Below are 20,043 nucleotides of genomic sequence, written 5' to 3' on the forward strand. Positions count from 1 at the left end.
CCTGATGATGTTTTCGTTACGGTTACTGAGTAAGTTCCTGGTACGGTTGTAGTAAATGAAGCCACACTGCCAGGGTTGGTTACACCCGCAGGTACGGTCCATGCATAGGATACACCTGTATTCGGTGTAGCTGTCGCACTCACGGTTACGGTTGGGGCAGCACAAGTGATCTGGCCACCACTAACTGTTACTGTCGGTACTGTTTTGTCTTCAGTTACAATCGTAGAGCTGCTCGCATAACATCCGTTCTCTTTGGTTACGGTCACACTGTAAGTACCAGGGGTAGTCGTTGTGAACGAAGCTACATTACCCGGTGCTGTTACACCTGCAGGTACAGTCCAAGTATAAGTCACACCAGTGTTTGGTGTGGCTGTCGCTGATACTGTGATGCTCGGAGTCAAACATGTGATCTGGCCACCAGCTACCGTTACGGTCGGAGGTGTTTTATCTTCTGTAACTATCGCAGTGGTACTTGCGGTACATCCTGTCGCTGTTACTGTTACCGTTACTGAATAAGTACCTGGGGTTGTAGTCGTGAATGAAGCTACACTACCAGGGTTGGTTACTCCGGCTGGTACTGTCCACACGTAAGTCACACCAGTGTTTGGTGTCGCTGTAGCAGATACTGTAATCGTCGGAGTCAAACAAGTGATTTTTCCACCAGTTGCTGTTACTGTAGGTAGGTTTTTATCCTGGGTTACTATTGTCGAACCGCTTACTGTACATCCTGATGATGTTTTGGTGACTGTTACGCTGTAAGTTCCGGCTACGGTTGTTGTGAACGAGGCCACATTGCCTGGATTCGTCACACCTGCTGGAACTGTCCAGGCATAGCTCACACCTGTGTTCGGTGTAGCCGTCGCTGAAACAGTTACTGTTGGAGCAGCACAAGTGATCTGGCCACCTGCCACAGTTACTGTCGGTACTGTTTTATCTTCGGTTACGACAGTGCTCTTAGACGTGTAGCATCCTGTCGAGGTTTTGGTCACTGTTACTGAATAGGTTCCGGCTACTGTGGTAGTGAATGAAGCCACATTACCTGGGGCAGTTACGCCTGCAGGTACTGTCCAGGCATAAGATACACCAGTATTTGGTGTGGCTGTCGCTGATACTGTGATGCTCGGAGTCAAACATGTGATCTGTCCACCTGTTATGGTTACTGTCGGTGCACTCTTATCTTCAGTTACTGTCGCAGTTGTACTTGCAGTACAGCCTGTCGCTGTTACCGTTACGGTTACTGAATATGTGCCTGGTGTTGTAGTCGTGAATGAAGCTACACTACCCGGGTTGGTTACTCCAGCAGGTACTGTCCACACGTAAGTTACACCCGTATTTGGTGTCGCTGTCGCACTCACTGTGATGGTCGGAACCAAACAAGTAATCTGTCCGCCAGTCGCTGTCACTGTAGGAAGATTTTTGTCCTGACCTACAACCACTGTTGTGCTGGCAGTACATCCATTTTCTTTAGTTACAGTCACACTGTAAGTTCCAGGAGTAGTCGTTGTAAATGAAGCTACGTTACCTGGGGCAGCTGCTCCGGCTGGTACTGTCCATGAGTAAGTTACTCCGGCTGTTGCAGTTGCTGATACTGTCACACTTGGTGCAGCACAGGTAATTGTTCCACCTGTCGCTGTTACTGTTGGAGGTGTTTTGTCTTCCGTTACTACAACGGTAGTACTTGCCGTACATCCGTTTGGCTTAGTAACTGTTACTGTATAAGTTCCGGCCTTAGTCGTTGTAAATGAACCAACATTACCTACAGCAGTTGCTCCTGCTGGTACGGTCCATGAGTAAGTCACTCCGACGGTGGCCGTTGTTGTTACGGTAACGCTTGGATTGGTACAGGTAATCTGTCCACCAGTCGCCGTTACGGTCGGTAGTGTTTTATCTTCCGTAACTATTACTGTTGTACTTGCCGTACAACCATTTGAATTTGTTACGGTTACACTGTAAGTTCCGGCTTTCGTTGTTGTAAATGAACCAACATTTCCTACCGCAGTTGCTCCCGCAGGTACGGTCCATGAGTAATTAACACCTGCCGATGCGGTAGTTGTTACGGTAACACTTGGATTGGTACAGGTAATCTGTCCACCCGTTGCGGTTACCGTCGGTACTGTTTTATCTTCTGTCACCACTACGGTTGTACTTGCGGTACATCCGTTTGGTTTGGTTACTGTTACTGTATAAGTTCCGGCCTTGGTCGTTGTAAATGAAGCTACATTTCCTACCGCAGTTGCTCCTGCAGGTACGGTCCATGAGTAAGTCACACCTGCTGTCGCTGTCGTTGTTACAGTAATACTTGGATTCGTACAGGTAATCTGACCACCCGTTGCGGTTACCGTCGGAAGTGTTTTGTCTTCAGTAATTATTACTGTTGTACTTGCAGTACAGCCATTTAGACTGGTTACAGTTACAGTATAAGTTCCGGCTTTGGTTGTCGTAAATGAACCGACATTACCTACCGCAGTGGCACCACTTGGTACGGTCCATGAGTAAGTTACTCCGGCGGTAGCCGTTGTTGTTACGGTAACACTTGGATTGGTACAGGTAATCTGTCCACCAGTCGCTGTTACGGTCGGAGGTGTTTTATCTTCGGTAACTATCGCAGTGGTACTTGCTGTACATCCTGTTGCCGTTACTGTTACGGTTACTGAATAAGTGCCCGGAGTAGTAGTTGTAAATGAAGCTACATTACCAGGGGCGGCTGCTCCGGCTGGTACAGTCCATGCATAAGTTACACCTGTATTTGGTGTTGCTGTAGCTGATACCGTGATGCTTGGCGTTGTACAAGTGATTTTTCCACCTGTCGCTGTTACTGTTGGCAGGTTCTTGTCCTGAGTTACCACTACAGTCGTACTCGCGGTACAACCATTCGCCTTTGTTACGGTTACACTGTAGGTACCTGGAGTACTTGTGGTAAATGAAGCTACATTACCTGGAGCTGTTGCTCCGGCCGGTACACTCCATGAATAAATTACGCCGGCTGTTGCTGTCGCATTCACTGTTACAGTTGGTACGGCACAAGTAATCTGGCCTCCGGTGGCTGATACAGTAGGAAGTGTTTTATCTTCTGTAACCACTACTGTTTTTGTCGTAGTACAACCTGTTGAGGTTTTAGTTACAACCACAGTATAGGTTCCGGGAGTTGAAGTCGTAAATGAGGCTACATTACCTGGAGCTGTTGCTCCGGCTGGTACCGTCCAGGCATAAGATACGCCTGTGTTTGGTGTTGACGTTGCACTTACTGTAACTGATGGTGTGGTACAGGTAATCTGTCCACCGGTAGTTGTCACGGTCGGTGCACTCTTATCTTCGGTCACTACCACAGTCGTACTTGCAGTACAACCGGTAGATTTTGTAACTGTTACGCTATAAGTACCAGGGGTTGAAGTCGTAAATGAAGCTACATTACCTGGAGCTGTTGCTCCGGCTGGTACACTCCATGAATAACTCACACCTGCAGTCGCAGTGGCTGATACCGTTACACTTGTAGTTAAACAAGTGATAGTACCGGCGGTAGCCGTGACGGTTGGCAATGTTTTATCTTCTGTTACCACTACAGTTGTACTTGCGGTACATCCGTTTGGATTCGTTACTGTTACGGTGTAAGTTCCGGCTTTGGTCGTTGTAAATGAACCTACATTTCCTACTGCAGTTGCTCCGCTTGGAACAGTCCATGAGTAGGTCACTCCGGCACTGGCTGTGGTCGTTACTGTAACGCTTGGACTGGTACAGGTAATCTGTCCGCCTGTTGCAGTTACCGTCGGTAGTGTTTTGTCTTCTGTTACTATAACGGTAGTACTTGCAGTACATCCGTTTGATTTCGTAACTGTTACTGTATAAGTTCCGGCCTTAGTCGTTGTAAATGAAGCTACATTTCCTACTGCAGTTGCTCCTGCTGGCACGGTCCATGAGTAAGTCACACCTGCTGTCGCTGTCGTCGTTACGGTAACGCTTGGATTGGTACAGGTGATCTGTCCACCAGTTGCGGTTACGGTCGGTAGTGTTTTATCTTCGGTAACTATTACTGTCGTACTTGCCGTACAACCATTTGAATTTGTTACGGTTACACTGTAAGTTCCGGCTTTCGTTGTTGTAAATGAACCAACATTACCTACGGCAGTGGCTCCTGCAGGTACGGTCCATGAGTAAGTCACACCGGCTGATGCGGTAGTTGTTACGGTAACACCTGGATTGGTACAGGTAATCTGTCCACCAGTTGCGGTTACGGTTGGTACTGTTTTATCTTCTGTCACCACTACGGTTGTACTTGCAGTACATCCGTTTGGTTTGGTTACTGTTACTGTATAAGTTCCTGCCTTGGTCGTTGTAAATGAAGCTACATTTCCTACCGCAGTTGCTCCTGCAGGTACGGTCCATGAGTAAGTCACACCAGCTGTCGCGGTAGCCGTTACTGTAACACTTGGATTGGTACAGGTAATCTGTCCACCCGTTGCGGTTACAATCGGTAATGATTTATCTTCCGTTACTACTACGGTAGTGCTTGCAGTACAACCGTTTGATTTGGTTACTGTCACACTGTAGGTTCCGGCTTTGGTTGTCGTAAATGAACCGACATTACCTACTGCAGTGGCTCCGCTTGGTACGGTCCATGAGTAAGTTACTCCGGCGGTAGCCGTGGTTGTTACGGTAACACTTGGATTGGTACAGGTAATCTGTCCACCAGTCGCCGTTACCGTCGGTGGTGTTTTATCTTCTGTTACTACCACCGTGGTGCTTGCGGTACAACCGTTTGCACTGGTTACTGTTACACTGTAGGTTCCGGCTTTGGTTGTCGTAAATGAACCGACATTGCCTACAGCGGTGGCACCACTTGGTACGGTCCATGAGTAAGTCACTCCGGCTGTTGCAGTAGTGGTCACCGTAGCACTGGCACTGGTACAAGTAATCTGAGTACTTGTAGCCGTGACCGTCGGAACTGTTTTATCTTCTGTTACAATCACAGTTGTACTTGCGGTACATCCGTTGGTTTTAGTAACTGTCACAGTATAAGTTCCGGCTTTGGTTGTCGTAAATGAACCGACATTGCCTACAGTTGGTCCGCCACTTGGTACAGTCCATGAGTAAGTCACTCCGGCTGTCGCTGTGGTGGTTACCGTTGCACTTGGGTTGGTACAGGTAATCTGCCCGCCCGTTCCTGTTACGGTCGGCACTGTTTTATCTTCGGTTACTACCACCGTGGTGCTTGCCGTACAACCACCTGAGCCGGTTACAGTAACTGTATAGGTACCTGCTTTTGTAGTTGTAAACGAGCCTACATTACCCACAGTCGGTCCGCCGCTTGGCACTGTCCATGAATAAGTCACTCCCGCCGTTGCAGTGGTTGTTACAGTAACACTTGGGTTGGTACAGGTAATCTGTCCGCCCGTTCCTGTTACGGTTGGTTTCGGAATAGCCGTTAAGGTTACCGAAATCTGTTTTTTACAATCTGCATCAGAAGTGTTAACGTCTCTTACATATATAGTATAAGTAGCAGCTGCCAGGCCGGTAAATTCATAGGTCCCGGTAGAAGCAAACCAGGTAGTATTATCTTTGCTGAATTCATAGCTTCCACTGCCACCTACCGCTTTTACTTTGATCTTACCGTCATTCACTCCACAGGCAGGATCTGTTTTAGATTCCTGTGTCAATGTCACCGCTCCAAAACATGTTTTCAGAACATTGGTTTTGAATTTCAGGGCATTTCCTTTTGAATGACCGACAATGATAATTTTGGTCGTTCCGGCCGGTGCAACGTAATTTATGGTCTTTGCCTCAAAGTTAGGATAGCTGGTATTGGTCGACACTTTTGCAGAGGTAGCAAGAAGAGCACTGTTAGACCAGAACTCCACATACATTTCCGCTACTCTACCACTACCTCCATTGGCATGTGAGGTCATCATGGTAGTAAATGTATAATTGTTACCAGGAATCACCAGGGCTCCCGTGATGGTTTGCTTGGCGTAGTAGTCGCTGTTAACATCAGACCCGTTTAACATACCATAGTCACCTTCGTCAGAAAGTGATCCGGTTGGTGTCGCTACCCATCCTGTAGTTCCGTTACTCCAGTCACCGTTTGTCACCAGGTTGTTCGAAGGACAAACACAGGCAATACAGGTAATGGTCTGGGTGATTACTTTAGTACAGGTCGGAGCCAGTTTGTCTCTGACAGTTATGGTATAGCTACCGGCAGCCAATCCGGTGAAGGTATCCGAATCCTGGTAGCTTCCGCTGTTAAGTTTGTATTCATAACTCCCGCTGCCGCCTGAAGCGTTGACCGTAATTGATCCGTTGTTTGTCACATCACAATTAGGCGACGTCACGTCAAGATCAGCAGCCAGGGCATCATAGCAGGTAGTGAAACTTACATTATCAAATTTCAAGGCTTTACCGTGAGCATAGCCTACTACCCGGATCTTGGTTGTTCCTGCCGGAATAGTTCCGGTAATAGAGATGGCCTGAGAATTTGAGAAGATCGCTGTTACATCCGTCTTGGTGGATGAGGTCCAGGTTGAGCCATTGTAAAACTCAACATACATCTGAGCCTTGGCCCATGACTTGGAAGTACTGTGTGTAGCGGCGTTGGCGGTAAATGTATAAGGCTTACCAGGGGTAAAACCTGATAAGATCTCATCCATAGCATAAAACTCGCTCGGGAAAGTAGTAGAGCTTCCCGGATTATCATCATTATTAAGGATAGCATAGTTACCCCAGGTCCAACCTGAATATAAACCCCACTGACCGGAACCGGACGCAGCTCCCCTGGTGCTTGCACTACTTAACCTGGTAGCATCCCAGCCCGAAAGGTCAGAGCCAAAGCTACCGTTCGCTATCAGGTTGGAAGAAGTACAATCACAGGTCGTCGTTGTCGGCGTCACGGTAGTCTCAAATTCCTGGTAGTGCAATTCACCGCCGTTCATCTTGAAATTCTTGGCCACCAGCTGTCCTTCTATATATCCTTCATTTTTTACCACTGAAATCCCCATCGCATACAAAGAACCTAACAGGGTTCTTCCGCTGGTATTCAGGGTTAAGGTTTTGTCGTCTCCGTTATGAAAATTCCACAAAATATACCGGCTGTCTTCTTTCTGAATATTGGTGGTCATGTTCGGAAGACTCCAGGCATAATCCCCACCCTGCATATCTACATTAATAACCAATGGCGTGCTGGCAGACGGCCGCGTGCTGAAGTACAATTCTCCGCTGGCCGTAATGGTCGTTAGTTCGGCTTTGGTCAGATTGACTATATTGGTAGTTCCGGCCGTCATGGCAAACCTGTATTTGTTTGCTTCATAGTTGAATGCCGTAGCATTGGCCGTTGAATTTTTCAGTGATGTGGAAAAAGCCTTGAACTGAGTGAACACATCAGCAAAATCATATACATCTTCTTTTACAGAGGCCTCAGACTGCTCACTTGTATTCAGAGTAATATTGGTGCTATTCCAGTCGGATGATGAACTGCTGATGATTTTTTTGTTGGCAGCACTGTACTTGGAGTCAGTCAGATTTTTGATCTTGGCGTACCTGTCCTGGAGGACTTTCAGAGAACCGGAGGTGTAAGTCACCCCGCCCTCTACAATGAGGCCTATCGTACGGCTTTCGCCCGAGGCCTTAAAAGTGTCGTGGGCGTGGATGTTGACGTTGGAATTGCCATTGATGATGAGCTTTCCGCCCACGGCAACACCGCCTTCGGATTCACCGTTCATTTCAAAATTACCTTCGGTTACAACATGGAAGCCCATTGCGATACCGGTAGGATTAAATTGTGCATTCACAAAAGGAAGCGGAACAACAAAAAATGCTGTCACTACTCCCTTAAGCAGGAGTTTGTAAATTTTTTTCATTTGTAGAATAGTAAAAGTTCACTCAATAACTTCGAAATTTTTCAAAAACTGCCAGTCTCTCCGTGAAGAGACTGGCATTGATTAACATCTGGCATTATTATTGACCAGGCAAATGTTTTCACACCGCACCCGTGCCAAACTCTAATTTCAGCTGATAAAAATTTTTATAAACAGAAGATTTTCAGGAGATAAGTAATAATAGGCCTGTAATTCTTCACTCAATTTTTTAATACTGTATATACTGCAAAAATCATGCTAAAAAATATCGAACGGTAGCAAAAAAAAACTTGCAATTAATAAAAGGCTATTCTGCTGTTTAAAAATCACTTTTTCGCATCTTTGTATTTTTAAAACTAAAAAAAGCAATTTGTGAAACTCTGGCAAAAAGAAAATTCAAAAAAGACGAATGAAATCATAGAGAAATTCACTGTCGGTAAAGACCGTGAGCTCGACATTTATCTGGCACCTTATGATTTATTAGGTTCAATGGCTCACGCGATTATGCTGGAGAGCATTGAATTACTAGGGAAGCAAGAACTTGGATTACTATTGAATGAGTGCAAGTTAATATATAATAAATCAATAAGTCAAGGATTATTCCAAATAAATGAGGGAATTGAAGATGTGCATTCCCAGATTGAATTTCTGCTTACTGAGAAAATCGGTGACACCGGAAAAAAAATACACAGCGGCCGCTCAAGAAATGACCAGGTGCTGGTAGACCTCAAGATGTTTTTAAGAGACCGAATAGAACAGGTCGTGGAACACTCGCGGTTACTGTTTGACTCCCTGATTATAAAAAGCGAAGCACATAAGGAAGACCTTCTGCCTGGCTACACCCACCTGCAGATTGCCATGCCGTCTTCATTCGGCCTTTGGTTTGGTGCGTATGCCGAAAGCCTGGTCGACGACCTGATCATCCTTTCCGGGGCCTACAAGGTAGTTAACAAAAACCCGCTGGGGTCCGGGGCAGGATACGGGTCTTCATTCCCGCTGAACAGAACACTGACCACTTCGCTGCTGGGATTTGATGACCTTAATTATAATGTGGTCTATGCCCAGATGACCCGCGGAAAAATGGAGTATGTAGTTTCTTCGGCCCTGACCAACATCGCCAATACACTTTCAAGAATGGCCATGGACGTCTGCCTTTTTAACAGTCAGAACTTCGGCTATGTGATCCTGGCTGATGAGCTCACCACCGGGTCAAGCATAATGCCTCATAAGAAGAACCCGGACGTAGCTGAAATACTCCGGGGCAAGGCCAACAAACTTAAAGCCCTGCCTTCAGAAATTGCCTTCATTCAAAGTAACCTGCCATCAGGCTATCATCGTGAAATGCAGCTGATCAAAGAGATCATTGTTCCGGTTTTTGATGATATCCTGGAATGTCTGAAGATCGCCGAATTTATGGTGTCCAATTTACAGGTGAAGAAAAACATCCTGGACGATCCTAAATTTGATCTGCTGTTCAGTGTCGAAAACGTAAACGACCTGGTGATCAACGGGACGCCTTTCAGAGATGCCTATAAAGAAGTGGGTGGTCAGATTGAAAAAGGGGAATTCAAACCGAATAAAAATATTCATCACACCCTGGAGGGAAGCATCGGCAACCTGTGTAATGACCAGGTTAAAAGGATGATGGAAGAAGCCACGGCCTCTTTCAATTTTGCGAAAGTGCATGAGGCGTATGAGAAGCTCCTGAACTGGGAAGTGGAATAAGATAAAGTAACCGAACCGGTATATAACAAAAAAGCCTCCGCATTTGCGAAGGCTTTTTTGTTATATCGATTTTCAGATCTTAGTAACATTTAGAAGACGTAGATCCGTCGCTGCAACAACGCTTAAATACTTTAGAAAGCTTTTTAGCTTGTTTCGGAGTAAGAGCTACATATACTCTGCCATAATCACCTACAGTCACATCCTGTTTTGTGAAGCTGCTTTTAAGATTTACAGGAAGAGTGATGTCTTCAACCGGTTTAGTGCTGCCTGTGTTACAAACCTCAACATATTTGGTAGTGCTTGCTTCACCGTTCACTTTATATTGAAGTGAAGATTTGGCAGGTACAGAGTAAGTTCCCAGACAGATGTATTTGTCAGCCAGCTCACCTTTTCTCAGTTTACCTGTTTTTTTGAATGAACCGATAAGAGTTACTTCTTCAGTTTCAGATTTATCAGAAACATCTTCAACAGTAGCTTTACCGCTAAGATTCAGTGTTTGTTTTACACAATCACCAGGGTTACCTGTTCCGGCAGCAGAAGCTTCAGAAGCCGTAGTGTTTTCTGATTTTTTAGCAAATGCAGGAGCCGAAGTAGAAGAAGTAGTTGAAGATTCAGCAGGACAAGCTGCATAAACTTTCTTCAAAGACTTGTATTGTTTAGAGTTAATGTTCAGCGTGATTTTACCGTCGGTACCGATAGCTACATCCTGACCTGTAACATTAAATAAAAGACTGATCGGAAGATTAAGGTTCAACGGAGAAACAACTCCTGTTCCGTAATCACAAACCTCAACCACTTTAGAGTGACTGGCATCTGCACTGGCAGTGTACTCATAGGTAGTTCTTACAGGCACTGTGTAAGTTCCAAGACAAAGTGATTTGCCTTCAAAAACAGCTACTACAGGAATATCCTTTTTAGTGTTAAGTACATCTCCACCCTGGGCTTTACCAGAACCTGAGAAATTCAAAGTCTGGGTTTTACAAACTGCTTTAGGTACGGCAGCTAAAGGAGTGGCTTTAACTCTTGTAGACGGATCATAAAATGCGTTACCACATTTTTTCATGATGTAAACATAGCAGGTACCATCTTTTGAAGTCAGCTTGAAAGTCTCAAAATCCCTTCCCAAAACCGACCATCTGTATTTATGACCTCTGTAATAAGCTCCCATCCAACCTGTTCTGCCTGCAGCAAGAATTTCAGGGGTGATGTTTGAAGCTGAGAAAGAAGGATCATTAAAACCACTGTAACCTAATCCCTTTAATAAGTCGTCAATTTCTTTTCTGCTGTTCCTGGAGTTTCTGGTGTGAACTTTCTTAAGATGGCTGTAAGCAGCGGCGGCGGTGTGTTTTGGAATCTCACCGAATTGAGGGCTTGTTCCTAGGCGTTTAAGTACTACTGGCGGACTTAGAGACGGATCTCCAAAAACTTGATGATTAATGGCACTACATGGCGTTTCTACTTGTGCAAATGAAACAACTGTACTTACAATTAGTAATACAATGGTGTTAAAAATATGCATTTTCCTTTTCATTGTGAGAAAAATTTACTGCTTTGAAAATTTATTAATGGTTTAGTGGGAAAAACACAATGGTTATATTTTATTTAATTTATGTGTATTTCTTACCAAATGCAAATTAAATTTTTTTTAGCTTACGAGAAAAATAATATGCTACTTATTTTCTATATTCTTTAGTTTTTTACTATTTCAGACGTTTTTTAAGCTATTTTTGTATCGTAAATAATAAAATTAAAACGAAAATCAAATAAAATGAGTCTTTTAACTGTGGGATCCGTGGCCTTCGATAAACTGGAAACTCCATTCGGAAAAACGGATAAAATAATAGGCGGAGCCGCTACTTTTATTACCCTTACGGCTTCCTATTTTACCCGGAAAAATAACCTTGTTGCCGTAGTCGGTGACGACTTTCCCCAGGAAATGATCAATGTGCTTTCAGACCATCATATCAATACAGACGGACTGGAAATCAGGAAAGGAGAAAAGACCTTTTTCTGGCATGGCAGATACCACACCGACATGAACAATCGTGATACCATAGAGGTGCAATTGAATGTCATGGGTGACTTTGACCCTAAAATTCCGGAGAATTTTCAGGATTGTCAGTACCTGATGCTGGGAAACACGTCTCCGTCTGTACAGCTAAAAGTTCTGAACAGCCTTCATAACAGGCCGAAGTTTGTGATGCTCGACACCATGAACTTCTGGATGGATGTGGCTATGGGCGAATTGAAAAATGTTTTGAAGCAGATTGACTGTCTTACCATCAATGATGAAGAGGCCAGGATACTTTCAGGTGACTATTCACTGAGACGTGCAGCCAAAACCATTATGGCTATGGGTCCGAAAACCCTTATCATCAAAAAGGGTGAACACGGTGCCTTGCTTTTCAAGGAAGATAAAATATTCTTCTGCCCCGCCTTGCCGCTGGAGGAAGTTTTTGATCCGACAGGAGCCGGGGATACTTTTGCCGGAGGGTTCATCGGCTATCTGGCCAAAACAGACGACATCAGTTTCGAAAACCTGAAAAGAGCGATCATCTACGGATCGGCCATGGCTTCTTTCTGTGTCGAAAAATTCGGTTCGGAAAGAATACAACACCTGCTTCAATCTGAAATTGACGACAGGGTAGCGGAGTTTGTACAGCTGTCCAGCTTCGAGATCAAATAATATACAGAAGTGCTTTAACAAAAAAGACCTTCCCGGCATGCCGGGAAGGTCTTTTTTGTATTCATCAACGATATGGTTTTTCTGCTCTATATATAATAAGGTAAGACTTCCTTAAAAACCTCCTTTATCGTAGTAAGTTCTTCTCCGGCTGATCTTCAGATCTCTCAGCAACGAGCTCCTCGGCTGGAAGGTAAAACTGTAGGTACTTGAACGCAGGTTGTTTCCGGCGATCGGCGTCCAGTTGAAACTCATGTCCCAGCAGTGCAATTCCCGCAAAATACTGAAAGTGGTCAAAGTCACTGATTTATACACAAAATCCCATCCGGAGGTGAAGTTCACTTTCCATTTCGGCGTGAGGCTCAGGTCGCCCTGCACCTGGAACGTCTGCGTGATCTGTGCTTTGGACAGACCTTGTTTCCGGTAATCAAAAGAATAACTGAAGTTGACACTCCAGGGAATGCTGAAATCCACATAAGCCATCGGGTTGGCCGCTACAAATTTAGCCATGGCTTCTTTTGCCGGGTCGGCAGCACCTGCAGCGGTTTTAGGCGGGGCCTTGTCTTTAGAGAAAGTCTGAGGCGTCAGACGGGTACTGATGGAAATATTCATCCCGGACAAATAACTACCGCCGGTGCCTGAGTACTTGTTCTTGTTCCATTTGAATTCTGTAATCCTCAGCCCTGCCAGGTTGGAAGACACAGCGGTATCGGCCACATAGGCATAAGGATCAAAGGTAGTCCCGAAGTTAAAGGTGATCAGGTCCTTGAATAAATTGGTGTTGGCATTTAAATTAATATTGGACAAGGCAAACTCATTGAGTTCTTTATCGGCCAGTAAATTATATGAACCGCTGATGTCAAAATTGTTCAGCAATGAAATCTTCTCAAACTCTTTCTCTGCCGTGTCGGACCGGCTCCTCATTTTGGCTTCCAGCTGGTTCGACAGCCCGAAACTCAGGTTGGCAGATTGTGCACTGGCCGAGCCTCCTCCGTTCAGGAACTTAGGCAGATATCTTTCGCTGGCTCCTGTCCTTACTTTTGTTCTCTGGCTGTACTGGCTTGCCATGTTCGGGGTGTAACTCACACTGATCGACGGAGCTATCGTATGACGGATGGCCTGCAGGCGGCCGTTTTTGTTAAAGCGGTAAGTACCATAAGCCCGGGTGTTCATCCCTGTGGCAAAAGATACGTTCTGACCAAAGGCCGGTTTTGAAATGGTATCCACATGCACTACCCCTCCGCTTTTCGGATTCATCAGTACCTTCACATTGCCCTGGGCATCATAGGCATAAGTCACGCCCTCGGTATTGGCGTCTGTCTGTATGTCTACCGTCCTTCCTCTTGAATCCTGAAAGGTGGTATTCTGATCCGCAAAAGTATACTTCAGCTGTTTCGTGAAGAAGTCTCCGCGATAAGAGATACTTGGCGTTATGTTGATATAACGGGCAATCTTGATATTGGGCAATGCAATCGGCACAGAATAAGAGGTATTGAAAATACCGTTCTGCATGATCTTATTGAAATCTGTCTCTACCGGATTAAGCAGTTTCTTAAGCTCCGCCTGGATCACCTTACGTTCTTCTTCGTTGGTGGTGGTTCTCAGCAACTGCTCCAGTCTCTGCTGTTCTCTTTTCTCGGCATCGGTCACCGGGTTATTGTCCTGTCCTACTATATTATAATCTGTATAAGAAGTCGAACGCTTCGTCAGGGTGTTGGTCACTTTAAAACCACCACTTACATCAAGCCCCACCCTGAAGGCATCCCACCATCCCCCGGTCATGTTCTTTTCTTTCACAAAAGGATTGAACTGGTTCAACCCGACGCTGTAATCTATCGAGGAGTTGAAAATCTTGGAGGTAACGTTCTGGTCAGCCCTGAAACCTGTACTTGTCCTCAGTAACTTACCTATTGTCCTGGTGTATTGAACAGACGAACCGAACGCGTTATTGGTATATTGATCCACTTCATCCAACCTTCTGTTGTTCTGGTTGAAGCCGTTGCTCACGAGGTTAACAGAAGCGGAGAAACTCCTGTCCGGTCTGCGGCTCTGCGGCGAATGTGACCAGCCGATGTTAAAGTCTTTGGTGGCACTGACCCTGTTGATCTCTGCCCCTGACCTGTTGTAGTTAAACTGAAGATTGAGATTGCCGGAATATTTATACCTCTTCAGGTAGTTGGATTGTATACCCAGCCCCCAGCTCCCTTTGGAATAAACCTGGGCGAGTACTTTAGCCCCTATGTTTTCATTGAAAGCATGATAATAACCGAAATCCCTGAAATAGAATCCGCGGTTATTGGGTTCTTCCCCGTAATTACCCATGATAAAGCCCGATGTCCCGATTTCCTTTTTCTTCGGAATCGGGAAAAACCCAAAGGGCAGGCCAATGGGCAGGGGGATGTCACTGAGCACAAAATTAAAAGGCCCTGAAATCAGTGACTTCTTGTTGACCATCTTGATCTTCCTGGCATTGATGTGGAAGTGCGGCTCTTTCAGGTTACAGGTGGTATACATGGCGTTGACGAGGTAAAGGTTGTCTTTCGGATCTTTCTTTACGGTCTTACCTTGCACAAAGCCTTCACCCTGCTGGGTGACGATGCTTTTGATAATGGCCTTCTTTGACTTGAAGTTATATTTGATGGTATCTGAATTGTAATCATCCCCCGACTGGCTGAAAATCGGTTTTCCCCTGACCGGGTCACCGCTTTTTTTCGTAGTATCAGGCAATCCGTGGGCATACACTTCGCTTTTACCCCAATTAAGTTTAATGAAATCAGCTTTGAGTTCGATATCCCCGTAGGTCACCACAGCCTCTCCATATAAATAGAGCGTTTCGCTCTCCACATCCAGGATCGTGGAATCTTTGGCTTTATAAATGACGGTGGTTTCCAGCTGGCTGTCCGCACTCTTTAATGAGTCGGGAATGATGGAAATGACCGTATCTTTTTTTGCGGTGGCCTGTTTGGGCTTGATTTTGACAGGGGTGGTCGGCGGAGTGTTGGTGTTTCCAAAACCCGGAATCCTGGACCCGGGATTGATCTGGGCAAAGCCCGAATGAGAACCCGCGAGCATAAATCCAAGAAAAAGCCACAAAACGAAGTTAAAACCAACAGTTTTTACTAGTTTTAACTGATTATTCAGCCGGGCAATATTTACGGATTTTTGATGTTCTAACAAAAGAATTAACTTTGCATTCGCAAAAGTAGTTACAAAGTGCTTTTTTATAAATGATCTGTGGCAAAAAAGATGTTAAAAAAACTTAAGCTTTCCTTTTTAAATCAACTTATTGGGAGAAAAATCCTCATTTACTGGGTGGTAAGTTCACTTACCTTCTTCGGCGTGGTCAGCTTCAGACAGGAAGAGTCTGACAAACTGAGAACGGTGGTCATCGATGCCGGACACGGCGGCAAAGATCCGGGAGCCGGAAATGGACGGGAAAAACGCTTTGTCCTTGACATGGCCCTTAAGGTCGGTCAGAAAATCAAAGCCAATTATCCGGGCGTTAAGGTCATTTTCACCAGAGATTCGGATGTTTTTGTGCCTTTACATGAAAGAGCGGCCATCGCCAACAAAAACAAGGCTGACCTTTTTATGTCCATTCATTGCAACGCCAATCCGCATTCTACCAAACTGGCCGGAACAGAGACTTACATCATGGGGCTTCACAAAACGGAAGAAAATCTTGAATTGGCCAAAAGGGAAAACAATGTTGTATTACTCGAAGAAAACTACAAAAAGTCCTATAAAGGTTTTGACCCGAAATCTCCCCTGGCCCACATCATGCTGACCAACTTCCAGAATGCTTTCATGAAGCAAAGTCTGAGTTTTGCGTCTAAGGTCGAGAAGAACATCACCAAGGTAGGACACAGGAGCCGTGGTGTAAAACAGGCCGGGTTTATCGTCATCTGGGAAACCACCATGCCCAGTGTACTGATTGAAACGGGATACCTTACCAATGCCGGTGATGCGGAATTTCTGGCCTCCAACGAAGGCCGTGAAAAAATCTCCCTGGCCATCTTCAGGGCCTTTGAAGAATACAAAAAAGAAATAGACAGGTAATCATAAATTTCCTAATTTTGCAAAATAAGCCTTTGTTCGTCCGGTTAAGGAATTTTTAGCAGGAAAAGAAGGTTTATTTTTTTAAATGGGAAAGCACACCCGCATAAATCATTATTTGATATAACAAACCGCAATGGTATAATAATTGCGAAACGTAAATCATGGCAATAAAAAAAGAAATCAAAGTAGGCTTACTGGGCGTTATCACCCTGACGATATTGTACCTTGGCTTTAACTTCCTTAAAGGTCTTGATCTTTTCTCCTCCGAAATCGAATATATTGTATATTATAATGACGTACAGGGCTTACAGGCTTCTAACCCGGTCACTTATAATGGTGTCAATGTGGGCAGGGTCATGAACATTGAGACTGACCTGGAGAAAAACAATGTTAAGGTTACTTTGACTATCAATAAAAAAATCAGTGTTACAGATAAAAGCATCGCTCTTTTGGGTGACGACGGGCTGATCGGCGGTAAGCTGGTCAAACTCAAAATCAATCCCGGAAAAACCCTGGCTGACGGCGGCACGCTGATCGGAGCCACTGAGGTGGGTTTGCTTCAGTCTACTACCGAAAAACTGGAACCTACCCTTAAAAACGTTGATTCGCTTGTGACTACACTGACGCAGGTGGTCAGTCAGTTTGACCAAACGGGAACGGCTCTTAAAGTACTGGTAGCCAGTGCTACACAAACCACCAACGGTGTCAACGGCGTGGTGGCGGCCAATTCCAAAAACCTGGGCGAGATTACTGCCAATGCCGCTGTATTAACGGCCAATCTGAATGCATTGTCAAAAAACCTGGACAGCCAGCTTAAACCTATTCTGCAAAAAACCAATACTTTTGCCGACTCGCTTCAGGCCGTACGTTTGGGCAATACGGTCCATAAACTGAATGCTACCGTTACCGATCTTCAGGGTATTCTGAACGGAATTAATTCCGGAAAAGGAACCATCGGCAAACTGGCGGGTGATGATTCATTGTATGTCAACCTGGACAGAACTGCTGCCAGCCTGAATCTGCTTCTTTCGGACATGAAGGCCCATCCGAAACGCTATGTACACTTCTCACTTTTCGGCAAAAAAGACAAGCCTAAAGAAGGGGAGAAATAAGACTTAACTTATTCAAATCAAATACGTTACAATTTAAACCGGAAAATATCCGGCTGAAAGTCCATTGCAGAATCTTTATTTTACGATCACCTTTTTCTGCTTGTCCCTGATAAAATACCGGTCACAGAACCCATTGAGATACAATGCTTCCTTCCTGCATGCTGAAGTAAAATAAGACGGGAATGAGGTCTCTCCTTTTTCATTAATGAGCTTCTTCAGGTTAAAAAACCTGATCTCTTTACCGTCCGGATTACCCCAGTTGAAGACCGGCAGTACTTCTACCCCAGCCAGCTGCGTATGAGGTTTCCCCTGTAAGTTTCCTTTGACAACGGTCAGTTTTAACAACGGCACCAGACGATCCCAGACAAAGATATCATAAGCCACAAAATCAGCCAGGGAATAGATGGCAAAACCCTGCTTTTTTATGCCTGAAAAAGGACAGCTGAATACATATTTTTCCATCGGTTGCGGATTGTGCGGATGCGAGCCGAGGATCACATCTACCCCACATTCTTCAAAAAGCCGGTGATAGACAGCTACCGTGTGTTCTGAAGGATACGGTTGATAGGCATTGCCTGTATGCAAAAACAAGACCACGAGGTCAGCACCACGACTATGGGCCACGCTTACGAGTTCTTTCACCTCTGACAAATCAGGCTCTGGCAAATTAAGACGAATATGATTGACCAGCCATGATTCTCCGGCAGGCACCTCAAACTGATTCAGCGAGTAAGTATAAGCAATAAAAGCGGTCCTGATACCCTTCTTTTCCACCACAGGAAACTCATGTCTTTCCCGGGCGGTCCTGGCAGTACCGGTAAACGCTATTTTTTGTTTTTCAAGAAACTTTATGGTTTCGGAGACACCGTCACGGCCCATGTCAAAGCTATGGTTATTGGCCGTCGACAGGACGTCGTATCCTTTGAACTGCCCGTTACCATTAAAAACAGAGAACATCGCCTCACTGCCGTTAAAAAGCATATTGGAAAGCATCACCTCGGGTACCAGCGAAGCCGGCTTGTCAGGAAAAACCGGCGTTTCCAGATTAGCGGTGACAATATCAGCCCCGAAAAACCACTCTCCTACTTCATCCCATAAATGGCGGGTATTTTCCGGACTGATGCGGGCATAGGGCATGAGATCTCCCCCGGCAGTAATGCTCAGGCTGCTTTCCTGAACAAATCCTTCAGGAATTTTGAAGTTGAGGTCCTGGTCTCTGAAATGATTCTCGAGTTCCTCTCCGAATTCATAAGGTGGCTGTATATAATATTTGTATCCGAGGAAAAGTACATCCTTAAATCCGAAATAAGCGGGATTTTCTTCAAATCCTTCGGGCGGGGCTATCCATTTCTTTCCGTAAAAGAGCCCTACGAGTCCATACAAAAGCCTCAGGACAAAAACCAGGAATTTTCCCCGGCCGGTAAAAGGCAGAACAGCCGGAAGCTTATAGGTAAGTGTAAAATGCTTCATAAAGTAACTTTAATCCAAAACCTGCAAAAATGACTCCGGTGACGCGGTTGATCATCTGAAGTACTTTAGGCGTAAACCAGCTTTTGAGTTTATAGGCAGAAAATGATATCCCGACCTCACTTAAAAATATAGCGGCAAGGCACCCGGTAAAAAAGATGACCTGCTGAGAGAAAGTGAACATTTTTTCTGACTTGATCTGCGTGGCAATGGCCACCCAAAAAAAGAAGTTGACCGGATTAAGAATATTCAGCAGAAAGCCTGTGGTAAAATAATAGGTAATATTACCCAGCCGGGTTTTCGGGTAAACAATCTTGGGGTCTTTCTGAACAATACTGATCACGCCCAGGAATATAAGTAAAATCCCTCCGAGCAAACTCGAGTAAAACGGCAGACGGGGAATATCCGGAAGTGCGGAAGTACCCAGGATAGCCGCTGTAATAAAGAGACAGTCGGACAGCACAACCCCGGAGGCAATGAAAAGGCCGCTTTTATACCCGTTATCAACACTGTTCTGGATAAGAGCGAAAAAGACAGTCCCTAACATCAGGCTCAGCACCGTTCCGGTGGCGAGGCCATACAACAATGAATAAAGCATAAATTTAAAAAAAGGAGTCTGATGACCCGGCAAAGTTAGTGATTAAAGTACAGGATTCGGATTTCTTCCGGAAAGTTTGGTGGTCTGGAGACAATTAAACCCGTTAAAATGAAGTGACGAAAAATAATTAAAAAAAATATTCGTGGTGACTAAAAAATAAAAAACTGGCTATCAAGCCATTACAAAAACTGTTAACAAAAACTTCATTTTTTTTTAAAATAGCTATTGACATGACAGATAATCCCCTTATCTTTGCACCCACATTACGGAAATGAACGACCCGGTCCGGTAGTTCAGCTGGTTAGAATACCTGCCTGTCACGCAGGGGGTCGCGGGTTCGAGTCCCGTCCGGACCGCGAAAATCCTCAGAGAAATCTGGGGATTTTTTTGTTTTAAAGACATACAACAAGATGCATTATATCTACATCCTTCAAAGTCAGAAAGATCAATCTTTTTATATAGGAAGTTCCGCTGACCCCTATGCAAGATTAACTAAACATAACAATTCCAAAACAGGATATACTGCAAAAAAGAAACCCTGGTCGATTGTTTACAAAG

General features: G+C 44.9%; 10 protein-coding genes and 1 tRNA gene. 6 read left to right on the plus strand and 5 right to left on the minus strand.

The window, feature by feature from the left end:
- Positions 1-7,844, minus strand: a 7,844-nt coding sequence (locus GVN16_RS25775) for a collagen-binding domain-containing protein (protein WP_166566863.1), incomplete at its 3' end; no start/stop codon positions are given.
- A gap of 369 nt (positions 7,845-8,213) precedes the next feature.
- On the opposite strand from GVN16_RS25775, the gene argH reads away from it, so the two are divergent.
- On the plus strand, positions 8,214-9,566 hold the full coding sequence (gene argH / locus GVN16_RS25780) for an argininosuccinate lyase (RefSeq protein WP_166566864.1): 1,353 nt from the start codon (positions 8,214-8,216) through the stop codon (positions 9,564-9,566).
- 79 nt (positions 9,567-9,645) lie between these two features.
- On the opposite strand, the gene GVN16_RS25785 is transcribed toward argH, so the two are convergent.
- The gene (locus tag GVN16_RS25785; RefSeq protein ID WP_166566865.1) at positions 9,646-11,097 is read right to left on the minus strand and encodes a hypothetical protein; all 1,452 of its coding nucleotides are present in this window, start codon (positions 11,095-11,097) and stop codon (positions 9,646-9,648) included.
- Between the two features lie 237 nt (positions 11,098-11,334).
- On the opposite strand from GVN16_RS25785, the gene GVN16_RS25790 reads away from it, so the two are divergent.
- Entirely contained in the window at positions 11,335-12,252 is a 918-nt protein-coding gene (locus GVN16_RS25790) for a PfkB family carbohydrate kinase (protein WP_166566866.1), read from the plus strand.
- 111 nt (positions 12,253-12,363) lie between these two features.
- On the opposite strand, the gene GVN16_RS25795 is transcribed toward GVN16_RS25790, so the two are convergent.
- Positions 12,364-15,426 (minus strand): putative LPS assembly protein LptD, encoded by a 3,063-nt coding sequence (locus tag GVN16_RS25795; RefSeq protein WP_166566867.1) that lies wholly within the window; start codon positions 15,424-15,426, stop codon positions 12,364-12,366.
- 69 nt (positions 15,427-15,495) lie between these two features.
- Here GVN16_RS25795 and GVN16_RS25800 point away from each other — a divergent pair, with 69 nt between their 5' ends.
- Both GVN16_RS25800 and GVN16_RS25805 read left to right on the plus strand, forming a co-directional pair.
- Positions 15,496-16,308 carry an N-acetylmuramoyl-L-alanine amidase gene (locus GVN16_RS25800; protein ID WP_166566868.1) on the plus strand — a complete coding sequence of 271 codons (813 nt, stop codon included), beginning with the start codon at positions 15,496-15,498 and terminating at the stop codon, positions 16,306-16,308.
- Positions 16,309-16,469: 161 nt separating this feature from the next.
- Positions 16,470-17,420, plus strand: coding sequence for an MlaD family protein (locus GVN16_RS25805; RefSeq protein WP_166566869.1), 951 nt, complete (start codon positions 16,470-16,472; stop codon positions 17,418-17,420).
- A 75-nt stretch (positions 17,421-17,495) separates the two neighbouring features.
- Here the strand turns inward: GVN16_RS25805 and GVN16_RS25810 are convergent, their stop codons facing one another.
- Positions 17,496-18,890, minus strand: a complete 1,395-nt coding sequence (locus tag GVN16_RS25810; protein ID WP_166566870.1) for a CapA family protein — start codon at positions 18,888-18,890, stop codon at positions 17,496-17,498.
- A complete protein-coding gene (locus tag GVN16_RS25815) occupies positions 18,865-19,485 on the minus strand; it encodes a LysE family translocator (protein WP_166566871.1) in 621 nt (206 codons plus the stop codon). Before GVN16_RS25815 ends, GVN16_RS25810 begins: the two co-directional genes overlap by 26 nt.
- A 282-nt stretch (positions 19,486-19,767) precedes the next feature.
- On the opposite strand from GVN16_RS25815, the gene GVN16_RS25820 reads away from it, so the two are divergent.
- Both GVN16_RS25820 and GVN16_RS25825 read left to right on the plus strand, forming a co-directional pair.
- A tRNA-Asp gene (locus GVN16_RS25820) sits at positions 19,768-19,841 on the plus strand.
- 54 nt (positions 19,842-19,895) lie between these two features.
- The coding region (locus tag GVN16_RS25825) for a GIY-YIG nuclease family protein (RefSeq protein WP_166566872.1) at positions 19,896-20,043 on the plus strand (148 nt) is incomplete at its 3' end.

The organism is Emticicia sp. CRIBPO (genome assembly GCF_009905725.1).
GTDB lineage: Bacteria > Bacteroidota > Bacteroidia > Cytophagales > Spirosomataceae > Leadbetterella.